We start from the raw sequence: 15,486 nt of genomic DNA, 5'->3' as shown, positions 1-15,486 counted from the left end.
GAATAATTGATATAAATAGTAGATTGAATTTTCAGGAGGAAAGAATAGATGAGAAAAACCCTTATGGAACATGCTAAAGCCGGCGACGAGCTGCCTGAATTTAGGGAGGTAGCGGAATACGAGGGTGTAGATGTCGAAAAAGTAATCGAAGGCGTTGCCAAGGGAACCATAGTCATAGTGAAGAATTGCCGGCGCCCACGACCTATACGCTCAGTGGGTATAGGTGAAGGATTAAGCATTAAAGTTAACGCCAATATAGGCACATCGGAAGATATGGCTGACATAAATTTCGAGCTCGAAAAACTTCACGCAGCAGTTGACGCTGGTGCGGACACAGTTATGGACCTTTCAACTGGCGGCGACCTAAAAGCTGTTCGGGAAGCTATAATAAAAGAAAGCCCCATACCAGTAGGGACAGTGCCGATATACGAGACTACCGTTATGTTCAGGACTAATGGGGTGCCCATAATAAAGATGACTGCAGATGATATCCTTAAAACGATAGAGGAACAGGCAAAGCAAGGCGTTGACTTTATGACTGTTCACGCAGGGCTAACTGCAAAGACGGTTGAGATGATTCTCGAGGGAAGGCGAGTAATGAATGTTGTTAGTCGTGGTGGTGCATTCCTTTTTCAGTGGATCAAGTTCAACCAAAAGGAAAATCCACTCTACGAACACTTCGACAGACTCCTTGAGATAGCTCATGAATACGACATAACGCTTTCCCTTGGCGACGGTATGCGTCCGGGTGCTGTTGTCGATGCAACCGATAGGCCACAAATAGAGGAACTTATAACTTTGAGCGAATTGGTCGACCGTGCCCGCGAAGCCGGCGTGCAGGCTATGGTTGAGGGTCCTGGTCATGTTCCCATCGACCAGATAGAAGTAAACATAAAAATCCAGAAAGAGCTTTGCAATGGAGCACCATTCTATGTTCTTGGACCAGTTGTTACCGACATAGCACCAGGATACGACCACATTACATCAGCTATAGGGGGAGCGCTGGCAGCCTATTACGGCGCTGACTTCCTCTGTTATGTTACAAGAACAGAGCACTTATCGCTCCCCGATGTTTCGGCGGTTCGCGAGGGCGTTATAGTCACCAGAATTGCTGCTCACGCTGCTGACCTTGCGCGTCGACTGCCAAAGGCACTCGAATGGGACCGCAAGATGAGCGAGGCAAGATTCGCGCTCGATTGGGAAACGCAGTTCAAACTCGCCATAGACCCCGAGCGTGCGAAAAAAATCCGCGCAGCACTGCCACCAAGCGACAGCGATGTTTGCACAATGTGCGGAGAATACTGCGCTCTTAAGATGATAAGAGAAGCATTGCCAAAAGACCCCAGAAAAAAGTGATGACATACCCAACTTCTGAACATCGATAAAGCCACAAAATTGTAATGCCAAATTGTTTTTGTTTATTATATTTTAGAATGTAAACACACGAGGAGGATTTGATGAGAAGCAGAATGTTTGGTGTAGCAGTTCTTGCCGTGCTGTTGGGTCTTGTTTCCACAGCCTGCGCGAAGAAAGCCAAGGTTCCCAAAGGTGGAGTAAAACTTACCGCTGTTAAGGCAATAGGTAAAAGCCTTCACTACGATATGAAAATTCAGAAATATACTGAGACCTCGCACGACGGCGCAACTTTCTCGAGGCTCGTTAAAGGTAGTCTCAAAGCTGATGTCGATGTTACGGATGAGCGCGCCAATGGGTCAGTAGCAATGCACTATAAACTTCACGATGTATCGATATCAGTTTTCGAGAACCAGCAGCTTAAGGAATCGGAAGAGGTAAAAGATTTGGAAGGACTTGAGTTTACCGCCCTTATAGGGACACTGGGAACCGTTAGCAATGTGGAAAATCTGGACATCGAAGAGGAATTCAAGAAAAAGGAAATAACCCCTATGGACTTCATACTCTCCATGCGATTCCCACAGGAACCAATAAAAGAAGGATATGTATGGGCTGACACACAGGAGACTACTTTCACGAAAAATGGTATAAAAGTTACCCAGAAGATAATAAGAGATTTCAGGGTTGAAGGATTTCAGGTTATCGATAAAGACCTTTGCGTATTAATAAGAACCAAAGGTAATGTTAGCGTCCTGCAAAAAGGGCAAACCAAAAGCCAAAGTGGTGATATGATAGATGTCGATGTCACGGTTGAAGGAGAATCGAAGGGGAAAATAGTTTTCGATGTTGATGGTGGATACATACGGTTCATAAAAGCGACCAATTCATTCGATGTAAAGGGCAAGCAGAAAAACCTAAACACCAATGAGGAACGCCCGATTTCGTACTTCTCGCAACAGACCCTTGAGGCAAAACTGACAAAAATCGAGAAACTCAAGGAGGAGAAATGAAGGAGATAAAAGGGGAATTCAGCGGCGCCGATGTTAAGCTTGCGATCGTGGTAAGCCGCTTTAACGAATTTATCTCACAAAAGCTTCTCGACGGTGCCATAGATTATCTTAATCGTCACAATGTTAAAACGGACAAACTCGAAGTTTACTGGGTTCCTGGAGCGTTTGAGATACCTCTCGTTGCGAAGAAGCTCGCAGAAAAGGGGGATTACGACGGCATAATATGCCTTGGCGCAGTTATCCGCGGTGATACACCCCACTTCACATACATAGCAGCTGAAGTCACAAAAGGCATAGCTCAGACCGCGCTATCGACTGGCGTGCCGCTGGCGTACGGAATTCTAACCACGGACACCATAGACCAGGCTATAGAAAGAGCAGGGACCAAAGCGGGTAATAAAGGCTGGCTCGCTGCTGAATCAATACTTGAGATGATCTCGCTTCTCAGGAAAATAGGCTAAAAAGAAACTTCCTCTCAGGAGGATGGTAATGAAATATGTGGCTATAACATTGTTGACTTTAATGTCGATTTGCTTCGGGCAATACCACATAGTAGTTAACGAGATAATGTATAATTCACCGGGATTCGATAAGGAGTGGGTAGAACTTTACAACTTCTCTCGTTCAGATGTGGTCTTGGATTCGAATTGGACAATATCCGATGGCGAGGGAATATTTCATTTTCCGACAATAACAATAAGGGGCGGCGGTTTCCTGACTATAGTCGTTCACCTTCCCGATACGGGGCACCTTCCTTTCACCCCCGATGTTGATGCTACCGACCATCACATCTATCTTCGCAACGACAGCGACCAAGTTATAATAAAGTATCGCGGGACAGTTATCGATTCACTAACTTACCACTCGAGCTGGGGTGCTCCGCTTACCGATGGCAGAGGTTACACACTTGAGCGAATATCTGCATACAGGGACTCCAACGACTCCACCAACTGGTCTCCAAGCCGCGTTCTTGGTGGAACACCGGGCGCAGTTAACTCGTGCACAGGTGTGTTTGAAGGACAGACAATCACGGATGGTAGAAAATTATCAATATATCCGAACCCATTCAACACAGGCTGTGAGATAAGAACCTATACTGAGAAAAGTGCCACGGTCGAAATTTACGATTTTTCCGGGAAACTGATTTTTTCGCGCAGGATAAATACCGAAAAAGGGAATATTTACTGGATGCCGAAAGACATTCCACCGGGAGTATATATAATAAAAGTAAGAACAGATAAAAACTTTCAATCAAGCAAAGCAATATATATAAGATAGATTTAGTATAATATGAGGTGATGTTATATGTTCCGAGCCCTTTTGTTGACAATGTTTACTATTTTTCTTCTGGTGTTTAATCTGGGCGCACAGGAATTCGGAAGAAATAAGATACAATACAAGAAAACAACATGGTTCTATATAAAAACGCCAAACTTTATTATATATTATCCGGACGGCTACGAACACTTGATGCAATTCGCGCGCTTAGAACTCGAAAAGGGCTTAGACCAACTCTCAAGCGACTTCTCGTATAACATACAAAATCGCATTCCAGTAATTATATACCCAAATAATTTCGATTTTCAGGAAACGAACATAACACCACAAATTCTTCCTGAGGCTGTCGGTGGGTTCACCGAAATACTGAAAAACCGCGTTGTCGTTCCATTCAATGGCAACTGGGAGGAATTCAGGCATGTTTTGGTCCACGAGTTAACTCACGCTTTCGTATTCGATTTCCTTTACGGTAACGCTCCCGGTGGGATTTTCTCCATAAACAGACTTTTTGAGCTTCCTTTATGGATGGCAGAGGGTCTTTCTGAGTTCGAGAGCCAAGGCTGGGACCCGGAGGCTGATATGTTTTTAAGGGATGCTGTTGTTAACAATTATGTCAATCCACCCGACCAACTAAGCGGATACCTTATATATAAAGAGGGGCAATCCCTCATGCATTATATCGCCCAGCGCTGGGGAAGAAGAAAGCTTGGTGAGCTTTTTGCAAAGGGTCATGTAGAGATAACACAAGACAGAGTTGTGAAATCAGCATTGGGGATAACCACCAGTAAATTGTATGAGGACTGGTTGCTTTGGGTGAGAAAGCGCTACTATCCGCAGCTTGAGGGCAGGGAAATAGTGGTTGAGGCAGCGAAACAGTTGACGAACCACAAACGATATGGCAACTACTTCAATGTTCAACCCGCTATGAACCCCAAAAAACCTCAGATAGCTTTTATATCCGATAAAAGAGATTATGTTGACATATATATAATGGACATTCCTACTGGCATTGTTCGTCGGATAGAGAAAGGTGAAAGAACACAGCGGGCACAATCCTTCCATCCCATGACAAGCCGGCTTTCTTTCTCTCCAGATGGTAAATATCTTATATATTCCGTAAAACTTGGTTATTGTGATGGGATTGCTATATACGACCTTAATCGCAAAAAGCGAGTCAAAACATTATCCTTCGAGAAATACGGAGTGCGCCAGATAAGTTCACCCGCTATGTCACCGGATGGGAAGAAAATTGTTTTTGCTGGTCTTGCCCGCGGAAAAAGAGACATATATATAACAGACACATCCGGCTTAAGCATTCGAAAGCTTACTAATGACATATACGATGATAATTTTCCAACATTCTCAGCCGATGGTGCACTTATAGCCTTTTCCTCTGATAGACCCGTCGAAAACCCAAATGACCCTACCGAAGATTCATACCCGAAAGAGTATGGCAAATATAACATATTTATACTTAATCTCGACAAAGACACGCTGTTCCCGCTAACCACCGACGGCAGGGACAACATGTATCCTTCGTTCTCTCCTACTGGAAAAAAGCTCGCTTTCGTGTCATCCAAAAATGGTGTTAGCAATATATACATTGCCGACCTCGATTCAAATAAGATATATCCCATAACAAACCTTATAAGCGCAGCAAGTTGTCCCACATGGTCAGGGGATGGCAAAAAAATAGCATTCTCCGCATTCTGGAACGGAGGATGGGACATATATATGATTGAAAAAATAACACCTATTGACACAGAGTTGGTCACCTTCAAAACCGCCTTCGAGCTTGGGCCTTATGCGGGCCTTGCCGAACGCAGCGACTCAGCCGATACCAACCTAACATTCAGCGGTCAGCTATCAAAATTCCGTTTTAACGAGCAGGAAGTTGATACCTCGAGTCCCAAAAAATATACACCACAATTCTCCGCGGATATAGCGATGGTTGACATGGGCTACAGCACATATTACGGGCTTCTTGGCTCAGGGCTAATAATGCTTTCAGATGTGCTGGGCGACCACAAAATCCTTATAGCTACCGACCTTGCCGGAAGCGCGGAAAACTCAAATTTCTACCTTGGCTACGGTTACCTTCCCCGTCGAACGGACATTTATATGTCGATTTTCCATTATAAAAATTACTTCATGGAACCAGATACTGATGTCTTCGGAGACCGATTTTACGGGGTAAGCGCGAGCGCTTATTATCCTCTTTCACAATACACCAGAGTAGAAGCAGGAGCTACCTTCTTCGCAGTTGATCGGTTCTATTACACTCCACCATATCAGAGCATATATTCAGAAAATTTACTTTTTGGCGCAGCTTTGGTTGGGGACAACTCGTTGTGGGGATATGTCGGGCCAGTCGCAGGCGAGAGAAAGAGAATAAGTCTTGAGTACATACCCGAAGTGGGCAGAAACTCATTGCCACATTCCGCTGTCGAAATCGACTATAGAAAATACATTCATTTCGGAGACAACTACTCCCTCGCGCTCAGACTTTCTGGAGGACATTCGTGGGGCAAAAAACCAAAAATATATTATCTCGGCGGAACCGAGGAGTGGATAAACTATCATCTCGCAAAGAAGGACTTCTACTCCCTTTCGGACATTTACATAAACAAACTCGTCGTTCCATTGAGGGGATACGATTATTTTGAGCTTGAGGGAAACAAGTACATACTTTTGAACCTCGAATTCAGATATCCATTCGTCAAATACCTTGATCTTGGCTTCCCACCGATAACTATAAGCAAGTTATACGGTGCATTGTTTGCTGACTTAGGCGCTGCCACACATGGTTCGCCAAGAAGCATCGCCTTTTTCCGCGACGGCCGACTTAAGGACCCCAAAATGGGCGTGGGATTCGGCATGAGATTCTGGCTTTGGGTGTTCGCTTTTCAGTATGACATAGCCTGGAGATGTGACATGAAACACATATATGGAAAACCAAGATATTACCTTTCACTGGGCCTCGAATATTAACTTTTATCTCGTCACACCAACAAAGTGATAATGGAGGTGCTATGACTGCAAAAATAAATTTCATACTCGCTTTCCACATTCATCAGCCTGTAGGCAATTTCGAACACATATTAATGCATGCGACAAAAACCTCGTATAAACCACTTTTCACAAAACTTTACAAACACCCAAATATAAAATTTGTGCTTCATATAAGCGGACCAGTATGGGAATACTTCCAGGAAAAAGAACCTGAACTTATAGAGAAAATCGCCTTAATGGTTTCACGGGGACAGTGCGAGCTTATGGGCGGAGGTTTTTACGAACCCATACTCACCGTAATACCCACTGAAGACGCTCTGGCACAAATAAATTTGGCGAACGATTTCTTCGAAAAAGAATTCGGCATAAAACCCTCGGGAATATGGCTTGCGGAAAGAGTCTGGGAACCTAATATTCCTTCAATACTCGCCAAAGCCGGCGTTAAATACACTATGATAGACGATTATCACCTCAAGTCCGTGGGTATCGTTGGCAGAGAACTTTTTGGTTACTTCACCACGGATGATCGCGGAAACACAATCACCATTTTCCCCATAAACGAAAAATTGCGATACACTATGCCTTTCTTAAGAGTGGAGGAAACCATTGAATACCTGCGCAACATCGCCGACGAATCGGGCGAAAATCTTATCGTCTCAGCCGATGACGGAGAAAAATACGGATTCTGGCCAAAGACATATAAGTGGGTATGGAAACAGGGCTGGATGGAAAAATTTCTGACTGCATTGGAGAACAATTCATCATGGATAAAAACAACAACGCCATCCGAGGCTCTAAAAAATCTCCCCCCAAAAGGTAGAGTATATCTGCCGACATGTTCTTATTTTGAGATGAGCGAATGGACACTACCGCCAAGACTTGCCAGAGAATTCCACAAACTAATAGAAGAGCTAAAAGCACAAAATAAATTCGACGAAATGCAACCGTTCCTTAAGGGCGGATTCTGGCGAAATTTCCTCGCCAAATACCACGAATCGAACTGGATGCATAAACGAATGATATGGGTATCCTCGCTGCTTCGAAAATACAGCAAAGAAGGCCATCCAATCAGCAATGCTCGAAGAGCGCTTTTTAAATCGCAGTGTAATTGCGCTTACTGGCACGGCGTATTCGGTGGACTATATTTGCCCCATCTGCGCCGAGCCGTGTGGAAAAATTTAATAGAAGCTGAAGACGAAATAAGGAAAAAAGCTAAACTATCTCCGATAATAAAAATTGACCTCGACGCTGACATGCGCGAAGAAATCAGACTGGCCACGAATAAACTATCAATATGGGTCGCACCCCACAGAGGCGGAGTTATAGAAGAAATAACTTTTTACCCTGCCAAACTGAATTTGGTGGATACCCTCTCCAGACGGGAGGAAAGCTATCATGATATGCTTCTCAGGGCTGAGCAAAGCCCAACGAGTAAGAAACATCCAACGATATACCACAATGTGTCTGCTAAGGAAAAAGGATTAACCCAAAGAATAATCTACGACTGGTATATACGGCGATTCGCACATGAACACTTCATCGAGAGAAACATCAACGCTTCGGAATTCGAGAAATTACAATATAACGAGCTTGGCGATTTTGTAGATGGTGAGTTCGAGCTGGTAGCCGAGAGACATTCGAAAAACTACGCGATGGTTATCCTGAAAAGAGATGGCAACATACTAAAAGAAAGTTCAAGGTTGCCCGTCGAGATGATAAAAGTAATAGAAATAGCGGACGACACACTGAGCATAGCATACGAAATGGAAGGTGATTGCGAGCCCACAAAAGTCACATTCGCTCTGGAAACACACTTTGCCCTTCATTCATCAGGCTCAGAGCGCATAAAGGTGAAATTCCCTGAAAATTCGCCAAAGGAATATACTGCAGGAAGACATCTTACCATACCAAATGTGAATGAATTCGAGATAAAAGATGAATTATACAGGTTCACCATTCGGGCAAAAACACCGTCCGACAGGCTTTTTATGTTCCCTATAAAAACTATATCAAAGTCAGAGGGCGGATTCGAGAGATTATATCAGGAAACTGCATTCGTGCATGTAAACGACTTTGTATTGAGCAGAGGGAAGAAAATAAACATAATATTCGAATGGAAGTTTGAAAGCATTTGAAGACAACCATGAGACGAGTGGGATTCACAACAACGATACCAGTTGAGATTATATTTGCTGCGGGTGCGGTTCCTGTTGACCTGAACAACATATTCATAACTCATCCAGCACGCAGGGAAATGGTCCAGAAAGCTGACCTTGACGGCTATCCAAGAAATATATGCTGGTGGATTAAGGGTATATACGGTGTGGTCCTAAAAGAGGGCATAAAGGAAGTAATAGCCGTAATGCAAGGTGACTGTTCAAATACACACGCTCTTGCCGAAACACTAATGGAGAGGGGAGTCAGAGTAATACCATTCTCGTATCCATACGACAGGGATAAAAATTTGCTCAGGCGTGAGATGGAACACCTCGCAGAAGCGTTAGGCGTGAAAAGCTGGGAAGACATAGTGGAATGGAAACGACGGCTCGATGAAATTCGTAGGCTTGCTCACGAGATAGACAGGCTAACTTGGGAGGAGAATAAGGTTACTGGATTTGAGAATCACCTTTACCTCGTCTCAACGAGCGACTTCGAGGGCAATCCAGATGAGTTCGAAGGAAAACTCATGGGCTTCATCGAGCAAGCGAAAAAACGACCACCGCTAAATAAGAAGATAAGATTAGCTTACATAGGTGTTCCCCCTATATTCGGCGACATCTACGACATAATCGAGGAATACGGCGCAAGGGTGGTATTCAACGAGGTGCAAAGGCAATTTTCCATGCCATTTAGGACTGATGACATAGTGGAACAATACCGTTTGTACACATACCCATACGCAGTTTTCGAGCGCATTAAGGACATAAAGGAACAAATAAAACTTCGAGGGGTGCATGGTGTTATCCACTACACGGAGCAATTCTGCTTCAGGCAAATAGAGGACATGATTTTCAGAAAAGCTCTAAGCATACCTTACATTCACATCGAAGGCGGGGAAAGTTTCAACACCGACGCAAGAACCAAAATGAGACTTCAAGCATTTATCGAAATGGTGAAATCAACCGCTTAAAGGTCAAAAACCGAACGACTATTCTATCTCTACAGGTATATTAATTCTTTTTATGCTCGTCGCCTTAGCGGTTTTTTTATCTATCTCAACAACAACTCCCTGCAGCCTTACACCCCCTGTTGCGGGTTCAAAACGCACTTGGATACTCTTAAGAAGATGCTCTATCGAAAGGTGAGTCTTTATCCCGATAACTGAGTCGTGTGGTCCCGTCATCCCGCAATCGGTTATATAAGCGGTTCCGCCGCGCAAGATTTGCTCATCAGCAGTCTGGACATGGGTATGAGTACCTATAACCGCAGAAACCATACCATCCAGAAATCTGCCCATAGCTATTTTCTCCGAAGTAGCCTCGCCATGGAAGTCAACGATAATTATCGGGGTTTCGCTCTTTATCCTATCTATATGGTCGAGCCCGACCCTGAATGGGCAGTCCGTCGTCGGCATAAAAACACGCCCCATAAGGTTTATAACCCCTATCTTAACTCCTGACGGCGATGTGAAAATGGTCGAACCGTGTCCCTGATTACCAGGCGGGTAATTTGCCGGGCGAAGTAAATATTCGTATTTATCCAAAGCATCACCAAGGTCTTCGCGCTTATTCCATGTGTGGTTGCCAAGCGTTATGACATCAACGCCGTACCTGAAAAGCTTTAGGGCGAGATTCTCCGTTATCCCGAAACCACCAGCAACATTTTCGGCATTGGCTATTACTATGTCGGGCTTAAACTTCTCCCTTAGCTCGGGCAAAAGTTTTCTCACAGCCATTCTGCCTGGCTTGGCATATATATCGCCGATAAAAAGAACAGTTACCTTTTCCACGATTACCTTTCTTTTTTGATTATTTTGCGTAATCTATAGCTCGAACCTCTCGTATAACGACCACTTTAATCTGGCCCGGGTATTCCATTTCGCGCTCTATTTTCTGGGAGATCTCAGCAGCTAATATCTCCGCAAGATGGTCGTCAACCTTGCTTGGCTCCACTATAACCCTTATTTCCCTTCCTGCTTGAATAGCATATGCTTTCTGGACTCCGGGGAACGAATCAGCCAGCTCCTCAAGCTTTTGCAACCTTCTTATGTAATTCTCCAGCGTTTCTCTTCGCGCACCAGGTCTCGCCCCAGATATAGCGTCAGCGGCCTGGACGAGAATAGTATACGGGGTCGTAGGTTCGACATCCTCGTGATGAGCCAAAATAGCATTTAATACAACCTCATTTTCACCGTACTTTTTGGCTACCTCGTAGCCGAGTTGGGTATGTGTTCCCTCGCGCCCTCTGTCAACCGCTTTCCCTATGTCATGAAGAAGACCGCATCTTTTTGCGAGTTTGGGGTCAAGGTCAAGTTCGGAAGCCATGTAGGCAGCAAGCCAAGCCACCTCCTTAGAATGTTGTAATACATTTTGCCCGTAGCTTGTTCGATACTTAAGCCTGCCAAGAAGCTTTACCAACTCTGGATGCAGGTCGTGGACACCCAGTTCGAAACATACCTGCTCGCCAACCTCTTTGAATATGCCCTCGACTTCCTTCTCAGCCTTGGCAACGACCTCCTCTATCCTCGCGGGATGTATTCTTCCATCCACTATAAGCTTTTCCATTGCTATTTTTGCTATTTCGCGCCTTATAGGGTCGTATCCCGACAGTATTATTGCCTCGGGGGTGTCGTCCACTATAACATCGACACCGGTCGCGGTCTCAAAAGCTCTTATATTTCTTCCTTCACGCCCGATAATGCGTCCTTTGATCTCGTCCGATGGCAACGAAACCACTGAAACGGTTGATTCCACAGTAGTTTCTGCAGCGCAACGCTGTATAGCGGATATTATAACTTCTTTCGCTTCTCTTTCCGCTTTCTGCTCAGCCTCCATCCGTATTTGCTTTATCATTTTCTGCGCTTCGGCACGCGCTTCTGATATGAGGTTTTCCATGAGAATCTGTTTTGCCTCTTCCTGGGTCATTCCAGCGATTCTCTCAAGTCTTTCGTTCTCGCGCCTTATTAGCTCATTAAGTTCGTTTTCGCGCTGCTCTATGGCTTTTTCACGAGCCTGAAGCTGTTTTTCGCGATTAAGAATCTCTCTTTCCCTGCGTCTAAGAATGTCCGCTCTGCTCTCGATGGACCGTTGCTGTTCATGGATTCGCTTCTCAAGTTTCTCGAGCTCGTTCCTTTTTGCGCGAGTCATCCTTTCGAAGTCGGCTTTCCTTCGTGCTCTTTCCCTTTCAAACTCCAGCTCAAGCTTACTTTTTCTTAGCTCAAGTTCCTTCTTGGCTTTATCCAAAATTGCTTTTGCTTTCTCCTCAGCGGACGATAAAACCCTCTTGGCAGCCATCCGACCGCTTAAAAGACCAATAGCAAAACCAATAACTGCCAATACTATCGCTATCACAACATTTCCTACTATCGTCATGTTAATCACCTCCTCAGAGGGGAAACAACTCTTATGACGGAATCAGGAATGAACTTATGGTAGGTAATCTATCATTTAAAGTGTGAGTTTACTTCGAGCTCGTTAAGCTTTTCCTCTAAAAGCTTTGATTGTTCCTCTATTTTCTCAGCAAGGGTTTTCAGCTTTTCTCGCTCTTTAAACAATTCATCGGCGATATTTAATGCAGCTAAAATCACCGACTTTATTATTGAAGCTGTATCGGCACCCGATACTACCTCGTTTATTTTCGAGTCTACATATTCGGACACTTTCTTCACATACTCAGGGGATTCCTCAGTCAACACCCTGATATCATAATTAAGGACCCTTATCGGCACAACTATTTTTCCTGATTCCGCCATCGTTGTTTCCCGTCGCTAATAAGGCTTAGTTATGTTTCCTCACCGAGCACTTCATTTATGCGTCTTAGCAGCGAATCGAGTCTGCTTTTCGCTTCCTCGCTGCCCTGCGCTGTATTTCTTAACATCTCGTTTTCGCGCTTAAGAGAGTCAAGCTCGTATTCAAGCTGACTCACGCGCTCCCTAAGCGAACTATTCTCGTCAGAAAGACGCTTTCTTTCCTCCTTTAGCTTTATTACGGCATTAAGAAGCCTCTCTATTTGCCGCTCAAGAGTTCCAAAAATATCTTCCACTGTTTTCCTCCTTCATAAAATCCGAATCTATTTCAAACATCCCTTAAAGTTCTTTTAATAACTTATAGAAAAAAATAAAGTTGGCAAGCTTTTTTCCCAATCCAAAAAACGAAATGGTTTTTTTGTGTAAAAATTTGCTTTCTATAGATATCGTAAAATTTTATATTTTCGCGCAGAAAACTATGATAGGCGATTTAAAAACTATAAAAGCTCTCATCAAAAAGCTCCCCAAGGAACGACTGCCCATAAGGCTTATGGAAGTTTGCGGAACCCACACTGTCGCGATTTCCAGAATGGGCATAAGACCACTTCTTAAAGGCGAAGTTGAGCTTATCTCAGGACCTGGTTGTCCTGTCTGCGTTACACCAGCGAACTTTGTCGCAAAAGCAATATGGCTTGCTGAAAACGGATGCACGGTAGCAACATTCGGAGACATGATGAAAGTTCCCGCTGGCGATGATTCGCTGTTCAAAGCTAAAGCGAGAGGCTGCGACATCAGGGTAGTTTACTCACCGATGGATGCTTTGGAGTTCGCGAGCTTGAATTCAGAGAATCATGTCGTCTTTCTTGGCATAGGTTTTGAAACCACTGCGCCAACTATAGCTGGCGCTATATTGGAGGCTGAAAGGAGAAAATTAGAGAATTTTTCAGTTCTCTGCGGGCTCAAAACTATTCCGCGACCGCTGGAATACATAGCATCATCAGACGAGCTTAGCATCGATGGTTTCATTCTTCCGGGTCATGTTAGCGCTATAATAGGTAGAAAAGCCTATGAATTCATTGCCGAAAAATTCGGCAAACCCGGGACGATAACTGGTTTTGAGGATGGCGACATAATTGAGGGCGTCGCAGAACTCATAAGGATTATCATGTCAGGAAAACCACGAATATCCAATGCCTACACGAGAGTCGTTAGAGAGAACGGTAACGAACACGCTTTGGAGCTTATAGAGCAAGTTTTCATTCCGTGTGATTCATCGTGGCGAGGACTGGGTATGCTTAGCAACTCAGGGCTACGCATTAGAGAAGAATTCTCCAGCTTCGATTCAGAAAGGCGTTTTACGATACCCGAATTTTCGGATGTGCAGGACAACCCCGCCTGCTTGTGCGACAAAGTTATACTTGGTGCTGCAAAACCCACCGATTGCGAGCTTTTCGGCACTGCATGCACTCTTTCTCATCCTCAGGGACCCTGTATGATCTCAAGTGAGGGTGCCTGCGCGGCATACTTCAAGTACGGGGAATAATTTTTTGCATTTTGCAAAATGTATTAATTAAATAAAAAAATCATAACCCCCAAAAAGGCGCCCCGCCTTGAAAAAAGTAAACTAAGCGCTCGATAGACAGTTGGCACGGCCTTTGCACATAAAGAATCGCAGGTAGAAAATTATATTCTAAAGGAGGTGAATGATGAGGAAAGGTTTCACACTAATCGAGCTAATGATCGTTGTGGTGATCATTGGCATACTTGCTGCTTTGGCGATTCCTCGATTCATGCAGGCATCGCTGAAGAGCAAAGTAAGCGAGGCTAAACCAGTTCTCAAGCAAATCTGGACTGCTGCTCAAACTTACTATGAGGAAAACGGTCAATATCCACCCACAGTAACTGACCTCTTCGACAACCTGTCGACATGGACGGATGTCGGTGTTCCGATATCCACACCATCGGGCAAGGCAAGGTTCCAGTATAATGTTACTACAGGTGGAACGGATGGATTCGCTGCAGAAGCGGTTCCGGTTGGCGCTACCGGAACGAGTGCAGCAAGCTCAAGAGAAATCGCAGACCAAGCGCTTATAAACAAGGTTACAAGTGTGACGATCGACCAGAACGGTAATATAACCGTTAATTGGAAGTAATAGAGATGTAATCTGCGCGTTCTCCCAAGGCGGGGCTTTGACCCCGCCTTTTTGTTGCAAAAGTGTGACACAAAACCGAAAAGCAAACAAATATGACAAAAGGCAAGAAAGCTTTTACACTCATCGAGTTAATGATAGTAGTCGTTATAATCGGTATATTGGCAGCTATTGCTATACCGAGGTTCTCAAAAGCTGCGAAAAGAAGTAAGTTATCCGAGGCAAAAACCATCCTTAAGCAAATTTGGGAAATAGCAGTGTCTTACTATGAAACGAATGGGAGATGGCCCGATACAGTTTACGACCTTTTCGATTCTGATGAGGATGTAAGGTCGTGCTGGCCTATAGATAGACCATCGGGAAAAGCCAGATTTCAATACGACATCGTCGTGGGGGGCACTGCGGGATTCAGAGCTGAGGCGGTACCTTTAGGCAAAGCCACAGGAGGTATATTCAATCCCCAACGGGAGATGATAGACCACTCACTCGATGATGTATCACCGATTATTATCTATGAGGATGGCAGGCTCGAGGGTGGAATGTAATTTTCGATATCATGAAAAACAGCCTTTTATTGATAATCATTGCGATAGCTACGATTTTAGTTTATTTGCCTTCATTGACAAATGAATTTATATGGGACGACCACGATATAATCCAGAGAAATTATCTCATAAGGCATGGTTCTATAGAAAGGATTTTCACTTCTCCATATGCCCCAAGATTCTTTTCTCCTCATAAACTTCCATATTATAGACCAATGCCAATACTTTTATGG

General features: G+C 44.3%; 14 protein-coding genes and 1 pseudogene. 11 read left to right on the top strand and 4 right to left on the bottom strand.

What is annotated here, in order from left to right; translation table 11 throughout:
* The first annotated feature begins 48 nt into the window (after positions 1-48).
* From thiC to J7J62_01565, 7 genes are all read left to right on the top strand, one after another.
* Positions 49-1,356: a phosphomethylpyrimidine synthase ThiC gene (thiC, locus tag J7J62_01595; GenBank protein ID MCD6123852.1), complete on the top strand. Its 1,308-nt coding sequence runs from the start codon at positions 49-51 to the stop codon at positions 1,354-1,356.
* A 101-nt stretch (positions 1,357-1,457) separates the two neighbouring features.
* A complete protein-coding gene (locus tag J7J62_01590) occupies positions 1,458-2,363 on the top strand; it encodes a hypothetical protein (protein ID MCD6123851.1) in 906 nt (301 codons plus the stop codon).
* Positions 2,360-2,824 carry a 6,7-dimethyl-8-ribityllumazine synthase gene (locus J7J62_01585; protein MCD6123850.1) on the top strand — a complete coding sequence of 155 codons (465 nt, stop codon included), beginning with the start codon at positions 2,360-2,362 and terminating at the stop codon, positions 2,822-2,824. The genes J7J62_01590 and J7J62_01585 overlap by 4 nt, the downstream gene beginning before the upstream one ends.
* 28 nt (positions 2,825-2,852) lie before the next feature.
* Positions 2,853-3,641, top strand: coding sequence for a lamin tail domain-containing protein (locus J7J62_01580; protein MCD6123849.1), 789 nt, complete (start codon positions 2,853-2,855; stop codon positions 3,639-3,641).
* 27 nt (positions 3,642-3,668) lie between these two features.
* Positions 3,669-6,632 carry a PD40 domain-containing protein gene (locus J7J62_01575; protein ID MCD6123848.1) on the top strand — a complete coding sequence of 988 codons (2,964 nt, stop codon included), beginning with the start codon at positions 3,669-3,671 and terminating at the stop codon, positions 6,630-6,632.
* Between the two features lie 41 nt (positions 6,633-6,673).
* Entirely contained in the window at positions 6,674-8,788 is a 2,115-nt protein-coding gene (locus J7J62_01570; GenBank protein MCD6123847.1) for a DUF1926 domain-containing protein, read from the top strand.
* An 8-nt stretch (positions 8,789-8,796) separates the two neighbouring features.
* Positions 8,797-9,783 (top strand): 2-hydroxyacyl-CoA dehydratase, encoded by a 987-nt coding sequence (locus J7J62_01565; protein ID MCD6123846.1) that lies wholly within the window; start codon positions 8,797-8,799, stop codon positions 9,781-9,783.
* 18 nt (positions 9,784-9,801) lie between these two features.
* On the opposite strand, the gene J7J62_01560 is transcribed toward J7J62_01565, so the two are convergent.
* From J7J62_01560 to zapB, 4 genes are all read right to left on the bottom strand, one after another.
* Entirely contained in the window at positions 9,802-10,605 is an 804-nt protein-coding gene (locus J7J62_01560; protein MCD6123845.1) for a TIGR00282 family metallophosphoesterase, read from the bottom strand.
* 16 nt (positions 10,606-10,621) lie between these two features.
* A complete protein-coding gene (gene rny / locus J7J62_01555) occupies positions 10,622-12,184 on the bottom strand; it encodes a ribonuclease Y (GenBank protein ID MCD6123844.1) in 1,563 nt (520 codons plus the stop codon).
* A 71-nt stretch (positions 12,185-12,255) separates the two neighbouring features.
* A complete protein-coding gene (locus tag J7J62_01550) occupies positions 12,256-12,564 on the bottom strand; it encodes a cell division protein ZapA (GenBank protein ID MCD6123843.1) in 309 nt (102 codons plus the stop codon).
* Between the two features lie 29 nt (positions 12,565-12,593).
* Complete coding sequence (zapB, locus tag J7J62_01545) at positions 12,594-12,854, bottom strand: cell division protein ZapB (GenBank protein ID MCD6123842.1); 261 nt, start codon at positions 12,852-12,854, stop codon at positions 12,594-12,596.
* 113 nt (positions 12,855-12,967) lie between these two features.
* On the opposite strand from zapB, the gene hypD reads away from it, so the two are divergent.
* The 4 genes and pseudogenes from hypD to J7J62_01525 form a co-directional block, all read left to right on the top strand.
* Positions 12,968-14,101, top strand: a complete 1,134-nt coding sequence (hypD, locus tag J7J62_01540) for a hydrogenase formation protein HypD (GenBank protein ID MCD6123841.1) — start codon at positions 12,968-12,970, stop codon at positions 14,099-14,101.
* Between the two features lie 160 nt (positions 14,102-14,261).
* Positions 14,262-14,348, top strand: a pseudogene (locus J7J62_01535) (prepilin-type N-terminal cleavage/methylation domain-containing protein).
* A gap of 455 nt (positions 14,349-14,803) precedes the next feature.
* Positions 14,804-15,253 carry a prepilin-type N-terminal cleavage/methylation domain-containing protein gene (locus tag J7J62_01530; protein MCD6123840.1) on the top strand — a complete coding sequence of 150 codons (450 nt, stop codon included), beginning with the start codon at positions 14,804-14,806 and terminating at the stop codon, positions 15,251-15,253.
* Between the two features lie 11 nt (positions 15,254-15,264).
* Positions 15,265-15,486 (top strand): hypothetical protein (locus J7J62_01525; GenBank protein ID MCD6123839.1); only part of this gene is annotated, 222 nt, incomplete at its 3' end.

The organism is bacterium (assembly GCA_021159335.1).
Classification (GTDB): Bacteria; UBP14; UBA6098; order B30-G16; family B30-G16; genus JAGGRZ01.
Note: the sequence above shows the minus strand (reverse complement) of the source record. Positions and strands in the feature narration are given on the sequence as shown.